Annotated in this window: 15 protein-coding genes and 1 other RNA gene; 10 read left to right on the top strand and 6 right to left on the bottom strand. The window is 40.4% G+C overall.

The genetic code is table 11. From position 1 onward, the window contains the following. Positions 1-35 precede the first annotated feature (35 nt). Positions 36-470 (bottom strand): YhcB family protein, encoded by a 435-nt coding sequence (locus tag J5X91_RS03800; protein WP_011329183.1) that lies wholly within the window; start codon positions 468-470, stop codon positions 36-38. Positions 471-595: 125 nt separating this feature from the next. Between J5X91_RS03800 and zapE the strand changes: the two genes are divergently transcribed. From zapE to J5X91_RS03760, 8 genes are all read left to right on the top strand, one after another. Further along, positions 596-1684 carry a cell division protein ZapE gene (gene zapE, locus J5X91_RS03795; protein WP_011329182.1) on the top strand — a complete coding sequence of 363 codons (1089 nt, stop codon included), beginning with the start codon at positions 596-598 and terminating at the stop codon, positions 1682-1684. 315 nt (positions 1685-1999) lie between these two features. Beyond that, positions 2000-2428, top strand: coding sequence for a 50S ribosomal protein L13 (gene rplM / locus J5X91_RS03790; protein ID WP_011329180.1), 429 nt, complete (start codon positions 2000-2002; stop codon positions 2426-2428). Between the two features lie 8 nt (positions 2429-2436). Further along, the gene (rpsI, locus tag J5X91_RS03785) at positions 2437-2829 is read left to right on the top strand and encodes a 30S ribosomal protein S9 (protein ID WP_086995409.1); all 393 of its coding nucleotides are present in this window, start codon (positions 2437-2439) and stop codon (positions 2827-2829) included. 525 nt (positions 2830-3354) lie between these two features. Continuing rightward, entirely contained in the window at positions 3355-3945 is a 591-nt protein-coding gene (petA, locus tag J5X91_RS03780) for a ubiquinol-cytochrome c reductase iron-sulfur subunit (RefSeq protein ID WP_011329178.1), read from the top strand. Beyond that, on the top strand, positions 3945-5210 hold the full coding sequence (locus J5X91_RS03775; protein WP_208834089.1) for a cytochrome b N-terminal domain-containing protein: 1266 nt from the start codon (positions 3945-3947) through the stop codon (positions 5208-5210). Before petA ends, J5X91_RS03775 begins: the two co-directional genes overlap by 1 nt. Then, on the top strand, positions 5207-5950 hold the full coding sequence (locus J5X91_RS03770; RefSeq protein WP_011329176.1) for a cytochrome c1: 744 nt from the start codon (positions 5207-5209) through the stop codon (positions 5948-5950). The genes J5X91_RS03775 and J5X91_RS03770 overlap by 4 nt, the downstream gene beginning before the upstream one ends. Before the next feature lie 79 nt (positions 5951-6029). Then, complete coding sequence (sspA, locus tag J5X91_RS03765) at positions 6030-6656, top strand: stringent starvation protein SspA (protein WP_011329175.1); 627 nt, start codon at positions 6030-6032, stop codon at positions 6654-6656. After that, positions 6656-7093 carry a ClpXP protease specificity-enhancing factor gene (locus tag J5X91_RS03760; protein ID WP_208834088.1) on the top strand — a complete coding sequence of 146 codons (438 nt, stop codon included), beginning with the start codon at positions 6656-6658 and terminating at the stop codon, positions 7091-7093. Before sspA ends, J5X91_RS03760 begins: the two co-directional genes overlap by 1 nt. 272 nt (positions 7094-7365) lie before the next feature. On the opposite strand, the gene dolP is transcribed toward J5X91_RS03760, so the two are convergent. The 4 genes from dolP to J5X91_RS03740 are packed head-to-tail and all read right to left on the bottom strand — an operon-like array spanning position 7366 to position 10815. Beyond that, the gene (gene dolP, locus J5X91_RS03755; protein WP_011329173.1) at positions 7366-7932 is read right to left on the bottom strand and encodes a division/outer membrane stress-associated lipid-binding lipoprotein; all 567 of its coding nucleotides are present in this window, start codon (positions 7930-7932) and stop codon (positions 7366-7368) included. Further along, a complete protein-coding gene (locus J5X91_RS03750) occupies positions 7925-8518 on the bottom strand; it encodes an SIS domain-containing protein (RefSeq protein ID WP_011329172.1) in 594 nt (197 codons plus the stop codon). The genes dolP and J5X91_RS03750 overlap by 8 nt, the downstream gene beginning before the upstream one ends. A gap of 34 nt (positions 8519-8552) precedes the next feature. Beyond that, positions 8553-8924, bottom strand: coding sequence for a YraN family protein (locus J5X91_RS03745; protein ID WP_011329171.1), 372 nt, complete (start codon positions 8922-8924; stop codon positions 8553-8555). A gap of 13 nt (positions 8925-8937) precedes the next feature. Continuing rightward, complete coding sequence (locus J5X91_RS03740) at positions 8938-10815, bottom strand: penicillin-binding protein activator (RefSeq protein ID WP_182683927.1); 1878 nt, start codon at positions 10813-10815, stop codon at positions 8938-8940. Between the two features lie 61 nt (positions 10816-10876). Between J5X91_RS03740 and rsmI the strand changes: the two genes are divergently transcribed. Further along, positions 10877-11734 (top strand): 16S rRNA (cytidine(1402)-2'-O)-methyltransferase, encoded by an 858-nt coding sequence (rsmI, locus tag J5X91_RS03735; RefSeq protein ID WP_208834087.1) that lies wholly within the window; start codon positions 10877-10879, stop codon positions 11732-11734. A 43-nt stretch (positions 11735-11777) separates the two neighbouring features. Next, positions 11778-12142: RNase P RNA component class A (gene rnpB / locus J5X91_RS03730), an RNA gene on the top strand. 110 nt (positions 12143-12252) lie between these two features. Here the strand turns inward: rnpB and J5X91_RS03725 are convergent. Then, positions 12253-13332 carry a mechanosensitive ion channel domain-containing protein gene (locus tag J5X91_RS03725; protein WP_011329168.1) on the bottom strand — a complete coding sequence of 360 codons (1080 nt, stop codon included), beginning with the start codon at positions 13330-13332 and terminating at the stop codon, positions 12253-12255. Positions 13333-13380: the final 48 nt, after the last annotated feature.

The following is a 13380-nucleotide window of genomic DNA, read 5'->3' as shown; positions in this document are numbered from 1 at the left end:
TATATCTAAAGACTATGGGGTTGAAAAAAAGTTCATCAAGATGCTGTTGAAGATTTTGCTTCGCCAGCAAACAAACCAGACTCACCCGATACGTAATCAGCCGGCTGTGCATCGGCGTTAGAGCGATCTGAGCGGCGCTCTTTAAGTGAAGCTTGTAACTGCTCAGTCATCTCTTTAGAGAAAAAAGGTTCAGCAGGTGCTTTATTTCTGTCCTCTAGTAACAACTGATTAGTTTCTTCAACATGGCTAAGTAACTGATCGTAATTGTCTTTCATTTTAGTTACTAACTTACCAGTATTTGCTAAGTGATCAGCTACATCTTGTCGATATTGCTCTAGCGTATTTTTTGCTTGTTCAACCTGCTCTTCTAATTCATCATGCTTGAACTGTTTTTTAGTGACAAATGCACCGATGAAAAATGCGGCTATAGCAACAATAATAACTAAACCGACCCATGTAAATGTACCCATAAATATCACCTCTTTGGGAAAATAACTAACGAATATCTTAAATCAAACTAAGTCTAATATACCCTGACTAATGATGCGTGTTAATATGCTTTGTAAATTAAACTGCGTTTTAACTGTAAATAGATATGACTCCTTGGCAAACATACCAGCAAGACCTCAAGCGTGATGACTTTGTATACGACGCAGCACAAGAAAATGCTGTACGTCATTTACAGCGCTTATATGATGATTTAACTCAAGCAAAACCGCAACCTACCGGTTTTTTTGCAAAGCTATTTAATAAAACAGAGCCTGCACCTATAAAAGGTTTGTATTTTTGGGGCGGAGTAGGGCGTGGTAAAACGTATTTAGTTGATACCTTTTATGAAGCACTACCGGGGCAGCGTAAAATGCGCGTGCATTTTCACCGCTTTATGCACCGAGTACATGACGAGCTTAAAAAATTAAATAAAAAAGAAAACCCACTAGAAATAGTAGCTGATATTTTTAAAGCCGAAACCGATATAATTTGTTTTGATGAATTTTACGTTCAAGACATTACCGATGCTATGTTACTCGGTGGCTTAATGGAAGCACTGTTTGCTCGTGGCATAGTGTTAGTTGCTACGTCGAATATTATTCCCGATGAGTTGTATCGAAATGGCTTACAGCGCGCGCGCTTTTTGCCCGCGATTGCGCTTGTTAATGCAAATACAGAAATAGTAAATGTCGATTCGGGCATAGATTACAGATTAAGAACTTTAGAGCAGGCAGAGATATTTCACAGCCCACTCGATGAGCAAGCCGATAAAAATCTATTTGAATACTTTGATAAGTTATCACACGAACAGGGTAAATCTAATACCGCCATTGAAATTGAAGGGCGCATGATTAAAACCCGTAAAGTATCTGATTGTGTTGTAATGTTTGAGTTTAGCGAATTATGTGAAACCGCGCGTAGCCAAGTAGATTACATGGAAATTAGCCGTTTATATAACACAGTTATTTTGTCTAACGTAAAACAATTTGGGCAAGTAAATGACGACGCAGCAAGACGCTTTATTGCATTAGTAGATGAATTTTACGAACGCCACGTGACTTTAATAATTTCGGCAGAAAAACCCATTACAGAGCTCTATACTCAAGGTAATTTAAGCTTTGAGTTTAAACGCTGCATAAGTCGCTTACAAGAAATGCAGTCGCTAGAGTATTTAGCGAAAGAGCATTTAGCATAAAAGTTAGCGCCTTAGGGCTAATTTATTCTTTTGAGGAAGGGGCTCAATGCTAGAGCCCAATACACAGCGAAGGTCTTTTTAATATAAAGTGCCTAGCAGTTAAAAAATTTGTGGAAAAAACAACCCGCCGGTAGTAATGCAATAAAAGTGCTGATATACTCCCGCTCCTGCCACGTTGCGTTCTATGCCTTCATATAGTCTAGCCACTTGTGAGCGGCGCAAAAGTCTAAAACTCGAAGGGGTTATAGCAAACTTAGAGCAGTAGTTAATATTAACTACTTGTGGTTTTAATTGAAAAACATTGGATTTTTATAAATGAAAACGTTTGTTGCTAAACCAGAAACAGTAAAACGTGACTGGTACGTAGTTGACGCTGAAGGTAAAACTTTAGGTCGCATCGCTACTGAAATCGCTCTCCGCCTACGCGGTAAGCATAAAGTTGAATATACACCGCACGTAGATACTGGTGATTATATCATCGTTATCAACGCTGAAAAAGTTACTGTAACTGGTAACAAATTCAAAAACAAAGTGTACTATTCACACTCTGGTTTTCCAGGTGGTCTTAAGTCTACTACTTTTGATAAACTTCAAGCTGCAAAGCCTGAAATGATCATCGAAAAAGCTGTTAAAGGCATGTTGCCACGTGGTCCTTTAGGCCGCGCTATGTACCGTAAACTTAAAGTTTACACAGGTACTGAGCATAACCATGCTGCACAACAGCCTCAGGTTCTAGACATTTAAGGAGCACCATCATGGCAAATCAATACTACGGTACAGGTCGTCGTAAAAGTTCTAGTGCTCGCGTGTTCTTACGCCCAGGTACTGGTAACATCGTAATCAACAAGCGCTCTTTAGAAGAGTACTTTGGTCGCGAAACAGCACGTATGGTTGTTCATCAAGCTCTAGAGCTTGTTGATATGACTGAAAAGTTTGATCTTCACATCACCGTTTCTGGTGGTGGTACAACTGGTCAAGCTGGTGCAATCCGTCACGGTATTACTCGTGCACTTATGGAGTTTGACGAGTCACTACGTCCACAACTTCGTAAAGCAGGTTTCGTAACTCGTGATGCACGTAAAGTTGAACGTAAGAAAGTGGGTCTTAAGAAAGCGCGTAAGCGTCCACAGTTCTCAAAACGTTAATATTTACGTTATCAAGAATTCAAAAACCCAGCTTATGCTGGGTTTTTTGTTTTTCGCGACATAATAAATGGTAACTTTGACGATAGGTAATTGATAAACTCAGCGTGTTTAATGAGCAAAAGTAAAAAAACACTCAGTGAATACTAAAAAAGTTAAATAATTATCGTAATTAGTTTAAATCCATCAGTTAATTGGTGAATTTTTTTGCTACAATTGGCTGGCAAATAATGTGAGCAGGTTTAGCCCTAGCAAATGCAGTTGTTACTGCTTGTTTTGGTGAGGTTGACCTGAGTCAGTATATTATTTTTACAGAAGCGATATGATAGTCATTCGGCTTCATACTCGAGCTAACTTAATCTATTTTTTGAGCAAGTCAGGATTATTCGAGCATGGGGCTGTGAGTAACCTTGTTTTAAACAAGGATTTAAATATGATCGTTTCTATTTTATAATTCAAAAAAATTAACCTGCTGTAACTGATGTTCTCAATATAGCAAGTGTTGAGAATCATAGTGGAGATAAGTGGATGAGCAATGCGCCTGTAGACAATGGCCGACGTCGCTTTTTAACCATAGCTACCTCTGTTGTTGGTGGTGTTGGTGCGGCTGGGGCTGCTGTTCCTTTTATTGCGTCTTGGAATCCAAGTGAGCGAGCTAAATCTGCGGGTGCGCCTGTAGAAGTAGACATAAGCAAACTTGAGCCAGGACAATTAATACGTGTCGAGTGGCGTGGTAAACCTGTATGGGTTGTATCACGGACCCCAAAAATGCTTGAGCAAATGAAAGGACATGAAGATCAACTTCGTGACCCGCATTCGCAAGAGCCACAACAATTAGAATCATCAACAAATGATTACCGTTCATTGCGTCCAGAAATATTTTTGGCTGTAGGTATTTGTACTCATTTAGGATGTTCACCTAGCTTTTTACAAGGTGGCTTTGGTGAAAAAGTGGAAGGGACTGACGACGGTTTTTACTGTCCATGTCATGGTTCTAAGTTTGATATGGCTGGCCGTGTATTCCAATCGGTACCTGCACCATTAAACCTAGAAATACCACCATACACTTTTCTTGATGAAACCACTATATTAGTGGGCGAAGAACAAGGAGTGGCCTAATGTTTGGTAAGATTATTAGTTGGCTAGACGACCGTATACCATTGACACGTGTCTGGAACATGCATATTGCACAGTACCCAGCACCTAAAAACTTTAACTTTTGGTACTTCTTTGGCTCACTAGCTATGTTAGTACTAGTTAACCAAATTCTTACAGGAATTTGGTTAACTATGAACTATGTACCTTCTGCTGAGGGGGCGTTTGCATCAGTTGAATACATCATGCGTGATGTTGATTATGGCTGGTTATTACGTTATTTACACTCAACCGGTGCATCAGCGTTTTTCATCGTTGTATATTTACATATGTTCCGTGGCATGATCTACGGTTCTTATCAAAAACCACGGGAATTACTGTGGGTATTTGGTATGTTTATTTTCTTAGCGCTAATGGCCGAAGCATTCATGGGGTACTTATTACCATGGGGGCAAATGTCATTTTGGGGTGCACAGGTAATCATTTCACTATTTGGAGCAATTCCGGTTATAGGTGATGATTTAACACTTTGGATCCGTGGTGATTACGTAATATCGGGTGCAACGCTTAACCGCTTCTTTGCATTGCATGTTATTGCTTTACCATTAGTTATCGTGATTTTAGTATTTTTACACATAGTTGCACTACATGAAGTAGGGTCAAATAACCCTGAAGGCGTAGATAACAAGCGTAAAAAAGGTACGGTAGCTGAAGAAGATAAACCTAAGTTTAAGTTCCATGAATATTATACTGATAAAAAAGATATTCTTGATGCGATCCCGTTCCACCCTTATTACACAGTAAAAGATATTGTGGGTGTGGTTGGTTTCTTAATATTGTTCTGTTGGGTGGTGTTCTTTATGCCAGCCATGGGTGGTTTCTTTTTAGAAGCGCCAAACTTTGAAGCGGCTAACCCGCTGAAAACACCAGAGCATATTTTTCCAGTTTGGTACTTTACGCCATTTTATGCAATCTTACGTGCGATCCCTGATAAGTTAATGGGTGTTGCAGCAATGGGTGCATCTATTGTAGTGCTTGCGTTATTACCTTGGATAGATCGTGGTTCAGTTCGCTCAGTTCGTTACCGTTGTGGTTTCCACAAATGGAACATTGCAGGCTTTGTTGTTACTTTTGTTCTTTTAGGTTGGGTTGGTGCAACACCACAAACTGACATGAAAACAATTGTTTCGCAGATATGTACTGTGACTTACTTTATGTTCTTCGTACTGTTATTTGTATACAGTAAGAATGAAAAAACTAAGCCATTGCCTGAGAGGTTACTGAAATGATGAAAAAGCTACTTATTGGTTTATTTGCATTATCAATTAATGTGTTGCCGGCAATGGCTGCAGGTCCTTCAGTGGCATTATTAGATGCTGGTAATGACCTAACAGATCAGCCTTCGTTGCAACGCGGTGCTAAATTGTTCATGAACTATTGTGTTGCTTGTCATCAAATGCAATACCAGCGTTATGAACGTACTTTTCGTGATATCGGTATTCCAACGGAAATTGGCGCAGAACAGTTAATTTTTGACGGTTCAAAAGTAGGTAGCCATATTACCAATGCGATGGCGAAAGAAGATGCTGAAAAGTGGTTTGGTGCTGCGCCACCAGATTTAACTAACGTTGCACGTGTTCGTGGTTCTGATTGGATATATACGTATTTAAAATCGTTCTACAAAGATGAGTCACGTCCATTTGGCGTAAACAATACATTGTTTCCATCTGTAGGTATGCCGCATGTTCTGCAAGAACTACAAGGCTTACCAACAGCTATTACAGAAGAAGTAGAAGTGAATGGTCATACTGTGACCAGAATTATTGCTACTGAAACTGATGGCTCAGGTGAATTAAGTGTAGATGAATACGACCAAGCTGCTCGCGATTTAACCAACTTCCTTGAGTACGTGGGTGAACCTTCACGTCTTGAGTCAGAAGCAATAGGTATTAAGGTAATTGGGTTTTTATTCATCCTATTTATCTTGGCATTTATGCTTAAGAAAGAATACTGGAGAGATGTTCATTAAGTTTGAACATGTTTAAAGGTAATTTTGCAATAGGGGCTTAAGCCCCTATTGCTGTTTTAGTTATTTAATGGAGGTAGGCATGGCCGTAGCTGCCAATAAGCGCCCTGTAATGACCCTTTTTTCTGGTGCTAACTGTATGTATAGCCACCAAGTACGCATTGTACTTGCTGAAAAAGGTGTAAGTGTAGATATTCATTTGGCTGAAAAAGATAACCTGCCAGAGGCACTTCACGAAATTAACCCTTACGGTACAGTGCCAACACTGATTGACCGTGAGCTTGGTTTATATCAGGCAAATATCATCATGGAATACCTTGATGAACGTTTCCCTCATCCTCCACTAATGCCTGTTTACCCGGTAATGCGTGGCCGTAGCCGTTTAATGATGCACCGTATTGATACTGATTGGTACAGCCTAGCTGACAAAATCACTAACAACGCACCAGATGCTGCTCAAGCTCGTAAAGAGTTAACAGAAGCATTGCTTGCGGTTGCAGCAATCTTTAGCGAAGCACCTTACTTTATGAGTGAAGAGTTTAGCTTAGTAGATTGTTACCTTGCTCCACTATTATGGCGTTTACCTGAATTTGGTATTGAGCTTAACGGTGCAGGTTCTAAAGAGCTTAAAGAGTATATGATCCGCTTATTTGAGCGTGAATCATTCCAAGCTTCTTTAACTGAAACTGAGCGTGAGATCCGTTTATAATGACGCCTAATCGTCCTTATTTATTACGCGCTTTTTTTGATTGGATTGTTGATAACGAATGCACGCCACATTTAGTGGTTGACGCTGATTACCCTGCAGTACAAGTGCCAACACAGTTTGTGCAAGACGGACAAATTGTATTAAACATAAGTCCTTCAGCGGTAACGCAGTTTTTGTTAGATAATGAGCAGCTTAGCTTTAGCGCGCGGTTTGGTGGTCAGCCAATGCAAGTGTATGTGCCTTTAAGGGCTGTACTTGCAATATACGCGCGTGAAAATGGCGAGGGTACGGTCTTTACAGCAGATGAGTTTTTAGAGGACGAAGACGACTTTGCTCCAGATTTTGAAAGTGTTGATTCATCAGCAAATTATGTTGACGAAACACCACCAGAAAAGCCTGAAAAGAAAAAAGGTTCGCATTTACGTGTTATAAAATAATACATTTTATAATCTGTTAATGATAAAAGAAAAACCGCTAATAAGCGGTTTTTTTATGTCTGTATAAAAGTAAAAGGTTTTAGGTATTAGGTATTAGGTAGAGATTAAGCCAACCACAAAGTTTCGCTTAAGGCTTTATGCCTTAAAGTTTGCGGGAGTGGGCTGCGAGAAGTGGGTTAAGGTTGATTGTTGTAACGGCGGGTTTTCCCACCGGTATAAAAAACCTTGCAGTGTTAACTACAAGGCTTTTATATTCATCGAACCAGCTATCTTTACAAATATTCAAATACTTTAATTACGCGCTCAACACCCGATACATTACGCGCAATATTTACTGCTTGCTCTGCTTCTGCGTCAGAAACTAAACCCATCAAAAATACTTCGGCATTTTCAGTCACTACTTTAATATTATTACTGCTAATATTTTTAGCGGTTAATAGCTGTGCTTTTACTTTTGAGGTTAACCAAGAGTCATGAGTTTGGGTAGTCACCCCAATATTTGAACCAATACGAATTTGGTTATGTATTTTTCGAATGCCAGCAACACTCTCAATGGCTCTATTAGCTTCGTTTTTCATTTCTTCATTGGCAACTTGGCCAACTAATAAAACAATGCCATTAACGCTTACAGCGCTAATATGAGCAAATTTATGCAAGCGATCTACTTCACTAATTGCAATGCTAGCTTTTATTTCAATATTGCTGTCATCGATCTGAGAGCCAATTGTGCGACGATCGTTTGCAGCTGTTATTGCACTAGCAGTACCAGCAACCACTGCGGCTGCACACCCTTGCAGTAATACAACCGTGCCTAAAATAATAAGGGAGCGTTTAAACATAATTTTCATCCTGCGGGAAAAGCGTTAAATCAACCAGTTCACTTAAACAATGTAAGTTAACTAAATGCGACTCGATAATACGGCTTGGGCGTTTAGAAGGCGTTCTAATCTCAACATCATTAGGGCCAAGTAAACCAACTAGCTCACCGCCGTCATCACCAACCATAACTATGACCTTCATATCCTTAGTTAGTGCCGCCTCTACCGCTGAAATAATTTGTTTTTCATTACCATTAATAGCCAGTGCCAGCAGTAAGTCACCTTGTTGAGCAAAGGCACGTACTTGACGAGCAAACGTGTCGTAATCGTCAACCTGAGTACTTTGCCCTAAGTTAATACTCTCTTGCGATAACGCAATAGCTGGCAGGCAAGGGCGCTCGGTTTCATAATGATTAACTAAAACACCTGCCATGTGTTGAGCAAGCATATGGCAGTTAGCTGTACCGCAACAAATAAGCTTATTGCCGTTGATCAGGCTTTGAGCAATGGTAAAAGCGGCTGACTCTAATGCACTGGGTAATACCTCACCCGCTGCTATTTGTACCTGAATGCTTTCTGTAAAAATTTCTTTAATTGTGTCTTGCATAGAATACCAACAATTTATACCTAGTTCTTTGTTTTTAAAATACGTTTTTGAGCCAGTTAATATGCATAGACGGCTCTCCAGTGATTGCTACATAATCGATTCTTAACGGCTGATTTGTTAGGTTTTTAGCGGCTAAGTAATGATAAATACTGCGTTTTAAGCGTGCTTGTTTTTGTATACTTAATGCGTAATTAGCGCCGCCGCGAGCGTGGTTTTTACGAAACTTAACTTCCACAAAAACCAAAGTGTTACCGTCTTTCATAATTACATCAAGTTCGCCAAAGGGGCAGTAATAGTTACGCTCAATTGCTGTTAACCCTTGAGAAACTAAATACTTTTGTGCCTGGAGCTCATAATACTGGCCTTTTTCACGACTGTTTTGCCACAGCTGTTTAAACCAAGACATGTCGCCCCCTTAGTTATTCGGTAATGTATAAGTCACTGGCTGATTGCATAAATAATGGTACAGGGCGTTGTGTTTTTAGTTGCACAGCCTTAATCCGACGATTGGTATATTGTGCCCAGTCTAATGTGCGTTCAATATGCCCGCTAGTATTAACCGAGAGCTTACCACTTAAACCGCTAAACTGATTCCCAGGGGAAAGACTTAGTTGTTTAATGTCATGTAATATAGTTACTGCATCGTAGGCCATAGCAAATAAACGCTGACTTATATCGGCGTGCTCTGGCCACAATGTTTCGTATTGCTGGCGAAGATTATGCTGTTTAATTTGCGACTTTAACATCCAAGGAAGTTCGGTAAAGTATAAGCCATCTAAGTCGCCTTTATCGGTACGATCAATTTGGCTACTATGGCTTTTAGAACTAGCATAAAGCGGGATCCTATCAGCAAATGTACTTACATTAACGTCTAAATACGGCTTTATTAAACGGGTTTCTATTGCATCGCCTAAGATATAAATAGCGTCTATATCGCTGCGCGAGCGTGTTTCGTTTTCGACTTCTTGCTTAAATAAAGTTTTAACGGTTTTGATCCGCTCTTTACTTTTATCAACCTCAAGTAAGCTGGTAATCGTATCAGGCATGTCTTGATTACTGTTATAAAAGCCAATTTGTGGTTTGGTTTCGCTATAGCGTTGCCACTGCAGGTTAAAGTAATCAACCAAACGCTGCCCGTTTGCATTATTAGGCGCAAGTAACATAGGCTTTTGGTAGCCCTGAGCTAAAAAGTGCTCTAATGCTTGTTGTACTTCATGCTCGGGGTTAAGGGCAAAAAAGTAGTGCTGTAACGAAAGCCGCTCACCATCAAAGGTATTTAAATGCATAGTAGGTATGTCTATAAGCACTTGCGCATTAGCAAGTTTATCTATATTCGCTTTTAACAGTGGACCAACAACAAAGTCGGGTTTTATTTGCGCTATTTTAGCCGTAATTTCATCAACATCACTGTTTTCATCAATAAAAATGGTTTCATTAATGCTTTGCTGATCAAGTGCTGCGAGCACGCCGGCTTTAAGTGCATCACCTAAGCGTTCATTAGCACCAGATTGCGGCAGTAGTACAACTAAACGCTCTATTATTACAGGCGTTAAGTCATTCACTAACTCATCTTGTTTAGATAAAACTACTTTAGCAGGGTGCCCGGGGTAGCGTCTCAACCAATTATTAATAGCTTGGTCAAGTTCAACGGCACTGCCAGCATAAACTTGATGGTACAAAGCAAGGTTAACCCAACCTTGTTGAATAACCGACCCTCTGTTAAAGCGTTCAAGTGTATAAGAGGAAAGCTTTTTTAAGTTATCCCATAAGTTTTGGTTTAGCTGTGCAATATCAATATTGTTTTTAGTAGCAGACTCAGACGCTGCAAAAAAGTAAGGGGCTGCGCGTTTCGCAAAGTCTTGCGATGCATACACACTGGCGGTTAAAAATTGATGCCAGGCAAAATGTTCAGGCTGTTTAAGTTGACCATCTAAAGACTGCAAAATAACTAACGCTTGAGCGTTTTTATTTTGCTGCTTTTGCGCAAACGCAATATAAAGACGATTTTGAATCTGATCAACACTTGGGGTTAATTCTAACTCACCGCATACCTTTTCTAATAACGACCAACTTTGCTCATTCACTGCAGCATCGCGGGCACTATAAAGTAGCTGTATTTTATCGGCACCTTGGCGGTTTTGCGCCAATTGGTAGATAGATAACGCACTATTAGCTTGGTTTTTTAGTGCATTGGCACTGTTACTGAAGTTATCACTGTTTTTAGTTGGTTTTTCGGTTGTGCTACACGCCGATAACCCTGACAATATAATTAATAGACTAACTAGTTTAAGTCGCACAATGATTTCCCAATACGTTAACGCGATTTGCTTATATTACTGACTGACGCAGGAGACCTCAATGTTAAATGAGGAGAATTCACAGAAAATTGGCACTCTTTACATTGTAGCCACCCCAATTGGCAATTATGACGACTTAAGTCAGCGTGCAATCGCGACATTATCGCAAGTTGACTTAATCGCTGCTGAAGACACACGCCATACTGGCAAGCTACTTAGCCACTTTGGTATCAAGGCTAAAACCTTTGCTTTACACGATCATAACGAAAAGCAAAAAGCACAACAAATTATCGATCAGCTCAATCAAGGCTTAAATATAGCCTTAGTATCAGACGCAGGCACACCTTTGATCAGCGATCCTGGCTATGCGGTGGTTAATTTATGCCGCGAGCAAGGCGCACATGTTACACCCATTCCTGGAGCATGCGCTGCAATAACCGCTGTATGCTGTTCTGGCTTACCAACTGATCGCTTTCAATTTGTTGGTTTTACACCAGCAAAAAGTAAAGCACGCCAAGAATTTTTTATTGATGCAGTTAATTCTGGCATTACTAGCATAATGTATGAAAGTACCCATCGTATTATGGCAAGCCTTGATGACTTAGCCGAGGCACTTGGCGATGATCAGCAAGTGGTGTTTGCTAAAGAGCTGACTAAAACCTTTGAAACATTTTTTAATGGCAGTGTGAGTGAGTTAAAAGCATTTTTAACTAACGATCCTACCAAGCAGCGCGGCGAAATAATACTCATGTTGCCGGGTAAACCTAAGCTAATAGACGACGTACCGCCTGAAGCACGTAAAATGCTAGCGCTGCTTGAAAGCGAAATGCCAATGAAAAAAGCCTGCGGTATTGTAGCCGATTACTTTGGTATGAAAAAAAATGCGCTGTATAAAACAATAATTGACGAAAAAGGGTAAATCTTTACTGCGCTTGGCATTATCCTCAGGTATAATCCGCGCCGAGTTAGCCAAGATAATCGCTGCCTGTGACGAAAATGATCAGGGGGAGGAAAGTCCGGGCTCCATAGGGCAGAGTGCCAGTTAACGGCTGGGGGGCGCGAGCCCACGACAAGTGCAGCAGAGAGAAGACCGCCAATCTTCGGATTGGTAAGGGTGAAAGGGTGCGGTAAGAGCGCACCGGGCCGCTAGTAATAGTCGGTTGCAAGGTAAACTCCACTCGGAGCAAGACCAAATAGGGTTCCTTATGGCGTGGCCCACGTTGGAACCGGGTAGGTTGCTTGAGCCATAGAGCGATTTATGGCCTAGACGAATGATTATCACTTTCTTCGGAAAGGACAGAACCCGGCTTATACGGCTAACTCACTCATTCAATAAAAAGCCCGCAGTGCAAACTGCGGGCTTTTTTGTGTCTAAAATAAAAGTAGGCTCGATATAACCTGATACGACCTTATAAAACTAGCTCCCTGATTTTTTAACTAGATAATATTTTTACCTTGCTCGGGATCGCGGGATTGATCTGCTTGCTCGCGTATTTCATCGGTGTCGCTACTTACGTCATCTAAGTTTTTGGCTTGAGCTTGTGTTTCTGATACTTTTTTAGTTGGCGCTATAGGCTCACTTTTTTCTGGGGTTACAGCTTCAAGGTTAGGATCGCTAAGTATAATGCGTTCTCTGGCATCGTCTGGCATGCTGATGTTATGACTAGTAAATTCGTTTACTAATTCTCGCATTAGCTGTGAGGCCACTTTAGCGGTACTGAACTGCTCGCTATTAACCCAAAAAAATAACGTAAAGTTAATTGTTGATGAGCCTAGGTTTTTAATTAATACCTGCGCAGGTGGATCGGTTAATACTGCGTTTTGTTGGTTTGCAATTGTGAGGGCTAGGGTTTGTGCGCTGCGTATATCGTTATCATACCCTATGCCTATTTCTACTTTGCCGCGCATTTTAGGGTTGGCAGTGAGGTTTTTAATAATATTTTTGTACACAGTGGCATTAGGTATTTGAATATGGTTACCGTCGTAGTCAACTAAAGTGGTTGCGCGAGCGGTTACTTTTTTAACTATGCCGAGGCGGCCTTCTACCTCAATTACATCATCTATTTTAAAAGGGCGTTGTATGCTTAATAATAAACTAGCTATAAAATTTTCGGCAATATCTCTAAATGCAAAACCGAGAATAAGCCCTATCAAACCTGTGCCACTCATTATAGCTACGGCAAACTGTGTCAGCCCAGCTAAACGTAAAAACAAGTAAATACCCAATAGTAGGATTAAAATACTTATACTTCGTCTTATAACCAGATGAATAAGTGCACTATCGGTTAAATATTCAATAGGTTTAATTAATAGGCGTGATAACGGCCTGGCAAGGATGTAACTTATTACAACTATAATAATCCCTAAAAATAGGGTGGGTAAGGTTTGCACTACTACATGTAGGAATTGCATGCTTTGCTCTTGCAAAAACGCCCACGACAATACATCGGCTTTAATGCTTGGAGTAGCAGGGGCTGCATTAACTGCAGTTATAATGTTATTTAAAGCACTGAGCATGGGGGTTATCTGTGTTAAATCATCTTTATAAACAATAATAGCAAGTTT

The organism is Pseudoalteromonas sp. K222D (assembly GCF_017653575.1).
GTDB classification, from domain to species: Bacteria; Pseudomonadota; Gammaproteobacteria; order Enterobacterales; family Alteromonadaceae; genus Pseudoalteromonas; species Pseudoalteromonas nigrifaciens.
The sequence above is the reverse complement of the archived record's forward strand: the minus strand, read 5'-3'. Positions and strand labels throughout refer to the sequence as shown.